At 37.4% G+C, this 6,369-nt stretch carries 3 protein-coding genes and 1 pseudogene; 3 read left to right on the top strand and 1 reads right to left on the bottom strand.

All coding sequences use genetic code 11. From position 1 onward, the window contains the following. Positions 1-2,647: P-loop NTPase (locus CAG58_RS06180; protein ID WP_161439702.1), on the bottom strand; the 2,647-nt coding region annotated here is incomplete at its 3' end. 495 nt (positions 2,648-3,142) lie between these two features. Here CAG58_RS06180 and CAG58_RS06175 point away from each other — a divergent pair. The 3 genes and pseudogenes from CAG58_RS06175 to CAG58_RS06165 all read left to right on the top strand — a co-directional run. Beyond that, the gene (locus tag CAG58_RS06175; RefSeq protein WP_161425229.1) at positions 3,143-3,796 is read left to right on the top strand and encodes an SLATT domain-containing protein; all 654 of its coding nucleotides are present in this window, start codon (positions 3,143-3,145) and stop codon (positions 3,794-3,796) included. Between the two features lies 1 nt (position 3,797). Next, complete coding sequence (locus CAG58_RS06170) at positions 3,798-5,129, top strand: reverse transcriptase domain-containing protein (RefSeq protein ID WP_161429788.1); 1,332 nt, start codon at positions 3,798-3,800, stop codon at positions 5,127-5,129. A 269-nt stretch (positions 5,130-5,398) separates the two neighbouring features. Then, positions 5,399-6,369 (top strand): annotated as a pseudogene (locus CAG58_RS06165) (IS3 family transposase); the annotation flags it as partial.

Here is a 6,369-nt window from a genome sequence, read left to right as displayed (position 1 = left end):
CTTTATTATTCCGTCTTCTTTCTAGTGCTTTTTCAAGAACTATTTTGGCTTTATCTATGGCTTTATTACGTATATGTAACTCTGAAAGTCTAATTGCAATAAATGGTTCTTTATCACTGTCTTCGAAGGCTTGCTCTAGATTCTTAATTACATTAGGGGTGTCATTACATATATCAGCAAATTTTGACTCAAGCATCGAGATATGGCTATCATTCGGAAATTTCTGTTTAACAACAGATATGTATTTCTGAATATCCCTTATCGTGTCACGGAATGTTTTGTCATTAATATCATCATCACCTAGCTTATCAGTAAAATCATCTATCAGTAATTCCAATCGTGTTACAGATGTATGACTAGACTGCCCCCATGTTCTTTCTATTTCATCTAGGTAGTGCCTAGATTCAGATCTATATTTTCTTCGCTCATGCTCATCCTCAGTAGATTTTGCTTTATCTCTCCAAATAATCGATAAAGTATGAATGATCGAGCTGTCATAGTGTGCAATATCTTTGGCTATTTTAAGGTATTCAATAGCTTTTTCTAAGTTTCCGTTAGGCCTTAATCTTTCATAATTAGCCATCTGCTGAAGAATATATGGATCTTCTCCAAGGTTATCTTGTGCGTACTCATAGATTGCTCTGACATCTTCAAGAGTATTAAATAGTTCATCTAGAGACTTGGCTTTAACCATACCCCTAAAAATATATTTATCTGTTTGATAAGAGGTATTTAGCTTTCTTATTATTGATATGTATTCTTGATATCTATCTGAGCTATCGTTCAATGCTCTATTGAAAACGATCTCTGCAATTTCTGAATGTCTAGCTGTATAAAAGTAGTCTCCATTTTTGTCTTGTCTAACTACAACTACTTTTTCCAAAGGTCTATGGAGGGTGTCATTAAACTCATCAAAACAAATGCCATGAATACGTGATATTAAGCCAGCTCTAACAGGTAGCCTCAATCTATTCATTGTACAAATCGTTAGGTATATTTTTTTTGCTTCAATGGGGAAGATATTATTATATTCATTATGTATTATATCCTCAAAAGACTCACCCATTGTAGCCTCATGAAGTGCGACTAAAAGCTGCCTTCCATGTATTTCTTTAAATTCTTCGCATCGTTTTTCAAAAGTCTTATGAATTAAATTAGGGCCTAGGCAATTGTTATCCTCCAAAGATTTGACAAGTTCCCTTATTTCAAACTCTGACAAATACCTTATTTCATGACTTTTCGTTACAATAGAATCTAAATCATCGCATTTCATATTCCATTCATTATATCTTTCGGCAGTTATAATGGTTATTGCAGCGTTGGTTTTTATAAGTTTATTGAATGCTCTATTTATTTCTATGGAGTTTAGTGCTGCGTTATCCCAAAATATAAAAAGCCTTTCATTTGTATTCTCACATAATTCATGTAGAGCATCTATATCAATAAATGAAATGTCTCTGACCCAAAGCGTGATTCCTACACTAGAAATTCTAGCTTCCCAAGCTAATTGTCTAAGCAATACGGTCTTTCCTGAACCTGCTTCACCTTTGATGCAAAACAATTCAGTATTATACTCCCTTTCTGAATCAGGCCTCTCGAGGATTTCTCTAACTAACTCCTCAAAAACACTTCTCTTTATTGCAAGTCCTTCGGCAATAGGATACCAGCCTAAATCAACCCCAGAATAAAAGTCTTCTGCGTGTGCAAGTTCATAAGGTAATTCGCTATATAGATAATCCACTTGTTCAGATAGAAGTTTTATTACTAAACTGCTAGGGTTACTATTATTTATATATTTTAACTTTATTGGGTGAGTAGTATTAGATTTAATATTACCCAAGACTTTTTGCTCTACTGATATTTTTTCATCTAATTCACGTAGAAAACTCTCGAATGTAATATCAATGGCCGTAATTTTTTTTCTTGCCCAAAGGTCCATTTCAGCCTGTTTTACATTTGGCTTCAGAAGATAGTGCCTCATACCGTTGGATGCTTCTTTTTCCAAACTACTTAAGACACTCCTTATATTAGAGTCTTGCAAGCTATGCCCAACAAATACAATCGTATATTCGTATGCTAGTTCATACAAGTGGTTAAACAGCCTTTTTCTAGAGGATAAACTATCATTATACTGTTCAACTGTAAGTATTAGGGGTATGTTATTATCTCTAGTTCGACTTATACATCCATGTAGCTTAATCAATGGGATTAGCTCAGAGTCTTTTCTAGTTATATCTAAACTATCATCGTTAGATAGGATAGGGATTATTCTTTTGGGTGTTTTCTTCGAATTCTTGTAAACAGTCTCGACAAGATGGTCATAATTGGTTGTGAAAATAGCACGCCAGTTAAAGTCACATATTAAAGAGTGAAAATCAGCTGGGATCAACTCACTAAAATATTCTTTGATATAATCTTGAAGTTCGTGTAGAGAGTAGCTAGACTCGGCTAGGTCTGACACATGAGCTAAACTTTCGGATTTAAACTCCCCATCCAAAAATCGATCGCAGATCAAGTCTCTCAAATCATTACCTAATGGTATCTTTTTACAATCTGGTAATTTTGCCCCGTATAAAGCTCCAGAACCCAAGAAAAGAACAACCTTTCCTTCTTTTACTCTCTCAATCAAAGTCTGATTTACTGGCATTTTATTGACTCAAGTCCATTTATGTTTCATGTAGCATATTACTTTTCATATGCGCATTCATCAGGTGATAATGCGGACTGTGATCACATCACGATCATTCAACTCAAAGAGACGAAACGAGGTTAGTTTTTTCATTAGTACAGATATGGCAAACCTTGCGTTATCAGGCAGGAACGAGTTATGAATCTAACTTGTCTTGGGGCAGAAATGAGTCAGTGATTTTTCTAAATTAGTGATTCTTTAATTACTGAAAGTATGGAAACTAGCTTAGCGGTAACAAAAAATTATTGAGCCTCGAACTCCGAAAATGTACCATGCACACTGTGTTTCATAGTGGTGACAGTTCTTAGTAGCTGTCCACTCTTAGCAGTAAGAGTGAAACTAATTTCGAAGGGTTCGCCCTTAGTGTATCTCGTATATGCTTACTCCAGTAGGAGTGTTAACTTATTGTAACTAAACTACCTCTATGAAGCACACCCCCAACATTAGGAGAAGATGGTGGCTTTAGCAGACAATATTTGGTGGACAAGAAAAGCACGAATTCAAACTGAAAAACGACTTTTGTCTAACGCCTTTCACTCACAAGTAATACTACTCTGGTATTCATTCTTCTCTGTCGCCGTATCCGTTTATTATCTAAAGAACCCACAAAATGGAATCGAAGCGATCTCTTGGGTTGTATATTCTGTCCTCGTACTTTGCATTTCAGGATTCATCAACGGACTTTCATTTAAGGAAAGAGCAAACCTAATCAAAGAATGTTATGAAAGTTTGAATAGCATTATGCATCAAGCCTACAAGCCAAATGCTGATTTGGCCAATTTATCAACAACCTACGAGTCTAAGCTAAATGCTTGTGAAAACCACACTGACAAAGATTTTGCCATCGCACTATGCCAAGAGTATTGGGCAAGTACCAGCACCGCAAGACAAGTAAGCAAAGATTTCCATTCAGATACCTCGGAAAACAAACAACAACCAGAACAAGCTCTTACTAGAATACCAACATCACATCACTGGTTTTTAGCAGCATCTTATTTTGTTACTAGGTTGTTAACTCTTGTGTTTTTCTATGTCTTGCCAGTACTGATATTGCTTGCATTAAACTCGTCTTTATTCTTATCCACTCCAACTTGTACTGGTGGATAAAATGCGTGTACAAGACCAATTTAATAAAGAGTTTAGGCACGAGAATCTAAAAGAAATCTTTTCCAATCATGTTGTATATTCTGGTGCTACTGGCATAGACAATATGAATCAGTATGCTTTTAGAAAACAGTTAGACCCGCAAGTTGAAATCATTTCTCGTAAAATGATTGAAGGTTCGTATGCGTTTTCCAAGTACAAGTTAAAGTTGCTGACTAAAGGGAGAAATAAAGCCCCTCGTGAAATCTCTATCCCTACAGTGAGAGATAGAATTGCATTACGTGCTATGTGTAACTTTCTACAAGACCGATTTGCAGAATCAGTGAAATTCACGCTTCCTCAAGATGTCATTAAAGATGTCAAGGCTCACGCTTTATCTGGTGACTTTGATAGCTATATTAAGTTAGATGTTTCGAATTTTTACCCATCAATAAGACATAAAAACCTACGCTCTCAATTGAGAAAACGCATTAGGCAAGATCACATACTAGACATGATCTTTTCGGCTGTCACTGCCCCTTCAGTTCTAGTTTCGAGAAAGGATGATAGGCCAAGTGAAATCGGCGTACCTCAAGGGTTGGCTGTTTCCAACATCCTTGCAGCCATCTACCTCCAAAACATTGACAAATTTTTATCTGAATTGCCTAACGTAAAATGCTACCGCTACGTTGATGATGTATTAGTTCTTTGCTCTGCTGACCAAGCACACGATCTAGCACAAATCATTATCAAGAAGTTTCGCAATATTGGTTTAAAAATACACTGCCCTGTGAAAGTACCAGAGAAGTCAAAAATTGACTCACTTGCCAACGGTTTTGATTATCTTGGGTATCAATTCACCAATGAGCATATCTCTGCAAGAAACGGTTCGATTGAAAAGTTAAAGGCTTCTCTTGCTGGGATTTTCACAAGCTATAAGCACTCTAAAAATAAGAGCTTAAAAATTTTGGAATGGCGATTGAACCTACGAATCACTGGATGTGTGTTTGAGAATAAATGTAAGGGTTGGCAATTTTTCTTCGCTGAGATCAATGATGAAAAGCTACTCCACAGATTAGATCATTATGTCCTGCGACTATGTAAGCGTTTTGGGGTAGAAATCAAACCTAAAAAGTTTGTTCGCACTTTCAAAGAAATTAGCCACAACAAATATAACACCAGTTATGTACCAAACTTCGACCAGTATGACATACCTGAGATGAAAGAGGTTTTAGTTCAATATTTTAGTTTTGATTTGACCAATATGGCTGATGAAGAAATTCGTTACCACTTCCATAAAAAAATAGGTTCTCAAGTCAGAGAGCTAGAAGTTGATGTGAAAGACTTTGGTTACTAGGTTGAGTGTTCGTTAAACAAGGGGAGATGTTCCCGCGATCTTGTAGCATTACAGGCATTAGGAAAAATAGGCCAAATGATGATTCAGAGACGTGAGGCTTAAACGGTAGCTAACTTGCTTTGGGGGGGCATAAACGTATTAGATCTAGCTCTAATATGGTAGTAGGAGAAATAGTCGTGATCAGATGCATGTGAGGATGTAGTGGTATGGTGAATTTGGTCACTTAGTTAGAGGTGATATCATCATCTCATAAGTTAATAGGTGACATTATGACAAAACGTACAAGACGGCTATTTAGTGCCGAATTCAAACTGGAAGCGGCACAGTTAGTGCTCGATCAAAACTACTCGGTGACCGAAGCGGCTCAAGCCATGAATGTAGGTAAATCTACGATGGATAAGTGGGTTCGCCAATTAAAACAAGAGCGCCAAGGGAAAGCACCTAAAGCGTCACCTATCACACCTGAGCAAATTGAAATTCGTGAATTAAAAAAGAAGCTAGCTCGTCTTGAAGAGCATAATGAAATATTAAAAAAAGCCACGGCTCTCTTGATGTCGGACTCACTGAACAATTCTTGATGATCAAGAAACTCAAGCAGAGCCACAGCATAAAAACATTATGCGAAGTCTTCAATGTTCATCGAAGCAGTTATAACTATTGGCTGAAACGGCCAACAGAAATAAAGGCGGAAACCGTAAAACTTCGCAGTTTGATTAGCGAAGCTTATGCGGCAAGCAATGGTTCTGCGGGAGCAAGAACCATTGCCGATATTGTAACAAACCAAGGCGTGAGTCTGAGTCGTTACCGAGCAGCAAAGCTGATGAAAACGTTGGGATTAGTAAGTTGCCAAGTACCAAAACATCGTTATCGTAAAGCCTCACAAGAGCATATTGAAATCCCGAATCACTTAGATCGTCAGTTTGCTGTCACGGCACCAAATGAAGTCTGGGTGGGTGACGTGACCTATATTTGGACGGGAAATCGTTGGATGTATTTAGCGGTAGTCATCGACCTTTTTGCTCGAAAAGTGATTGGTTGGGCAATGTCAGTATCGCCTGATACACGATTAACAGGCAAAGCGCTTTCGATGGCTTATGAGTCTCGTGGAAAGCCTAAAGGCGTCATGTTCCACAGTGATCAAGGCAGTCACTATACGAGTCGTCAATATCGTCAGTTACTGTGGCGTTTTCAAATAAAACAAAGTTTATCTCGCCGAGGAAATTGCTGGGATAATGCGCCG

Source organism: Vibrio sp. V31_P5A7T61 (genome assembly GCF_009904895.1).
Lineage (GTDB): Bacteria > Pseudomonadota > Gammaproteobacteria > Enterobacterales > Vibrionaceae > Vibrio > Vibrio metschnikovii.
The sequence above is the reverse complement of the archived record's forward strand: the minus strand, read 5'-3'. Positions and strand labels throughout refer to the sequence as shown.